Below are 1,746 nucleotides of genomic sequence, written 5' to 3' on the forward strand. Positions count from 1 at the left end.
CTCTGCATCCCGTAGTTTAAGAAGCGCATCCACAGATTTCGCAGATTACGCAGATTAAAGAGCTTCTTTAATCTGCGTAATCTGTGCAATCTGCGGATGCTTCTATTCGGTCACCACGTTTACCAGGCGGCCCGGCACGACTACCACGTCGCGCACCGGCCGTTCCCCGATTGTCGCCCGTACCTTTTCGCTGGCCAGCGCCGCCTCGCGCAGCACCGCCGCGTCGCTGTCGGCGTCCACAATCAGCCGATCGCGCAGCTTGCCGTTTACCTGGACGGCGATGACGACCTGCGCCTCGGCCGCCAGCGCCTCATCCCACGCCGGCCAGGTTGCGCGGTGAACCGAGTCGCGCTCGCCCAGCACCTCGCGCCACACCTCTTCGGCCACGAACGGCGCGATAGGGGCCAGCAGCAGCGTCAGCGAGCGGATCGCCTCGCGCCACTGCGCCCCGGCGACCGGGCGTTCGCGGGCGGCGTACAGGCCGTTGACGTACTCCATCAGCGCGGCCACGGCCGTGTTAAAGCGGAACTTCTCCATGTCGCGGGTCACGCGGCGGATGACACGGTGCCGCTCGCGCTCGAACCCCTCGTCGAACGCGCCGCCCTGCCGCCGCGCCGCTTCGCCGGCCAGCCGCCAGTAGCGCTCCAGGAAGCGATCGACGCCGATGATGCCCCGGTCGTCCCAGATGGCGTTGGCGTCGAACGGCCCCAGGAACAGCACGTAGGCCCGCAGCGCGTCGGTCCCGTGGGCGGCCACGACCTCGTCGGGCGTGACCACGTTGCCGCGCGACTTCGACATCTTCTGCCCGTCGATGGGCGACAGCAGCATGCCCTGGTTGCGCAGCTGGCTGAACGGCTCGTCGAAGTCGATCAGTCCCGCGTCGCGCATGACCTTCGTCCAGAAACGGGCGTACAGCAGGTGCATGACCGCGTGCTCCGCCCCGCCGACGTAGGTATCGACCGGCAGCCAGTCGCGCACCGCCACCGGGTCGAAGGGGCGGGCCGCCTCGCGCGGGCTGGCGAAGCGCAGGAAGTACCACGACGAACAGGCGAAGCCGTCCATCGTGTCCGTCTCGCGCTGGGCCGGGCCGCCGCAGCGGGGGCAGGCGGTGTTGACCCACTCGGTGGCGCGGGCCAGCGGCGAGCGCCCGTCGCCCGACGGCTGGAAGTCGGCCACGTCCGGCAGGCACACCGGCAGCTCCTCTTCCGGCACGGGCACGGCCCCGCAGGTTGGGCAGTGGACGATGGGGATGGGCGCGCCCCAGTAGCGCTGACGGCTGATCAGCCAGTCGCGGAAGCGGTAGACCACCCGCGCCCGGCCCAGCCCGCGGGCGGCCAGGTCGTCGGTGATCCGCGCCGCGGCGACGGCCGACGCCAGGCCATTGTAAGGCCCGGAGTTGACCACCACCCCCTCCCCCTCAAACGCCACCATCACCTCACCGTCCACTGACCACCGCTCACTGCTTACTGATGACTGTCCGCTGTCCACTGACCCCTGACTACTGACTACTTCCACCACCGGCAGCCCATACTGCCGCGCGAACGCGAAGTCGCGCGCGTCGTGGGCGGGTACGGCCATGATGGCCCCCGTGCCGTAGCCGGCCAGCACGTAATCGGCGATCCAGATGGGCACAGGCGCGCCGGTCAGCGGGTGAGTGGCATAGGCGCCGGTGAAGACGCCCGTCTTCTCCCGGTCGGCCGCCTGGCGGTCCATCTCCGACATACGCTGCGCGGCCTCGACGTAGGC

Annotated in this window: 1 protein-coding gene; it reads right to left on the reverse strand. The window is 69.5% G+C overall.

The window, feature by feature from the left end:
- Positions 1-102 precede the first annotated feature (102 nt).
- Positions 103-1,746, reverse strand: a 1,644-nt coding sequence (gene leuS / locus ACE3UY_RS21910) for a leucine--tRNA ligase (RefSeq protein ID WP_374689602.1), incomplete at its 5' end; no start/stop codon positions are given.

It is taken from the genome of Promineifilum sp. (SeqCode) (assembly GCF_041918635.1).
GTDB lineage: Bacteria > Chloroflexota > Anaerolineae > Promineifilales > Promineifilaceae > Promineifilum.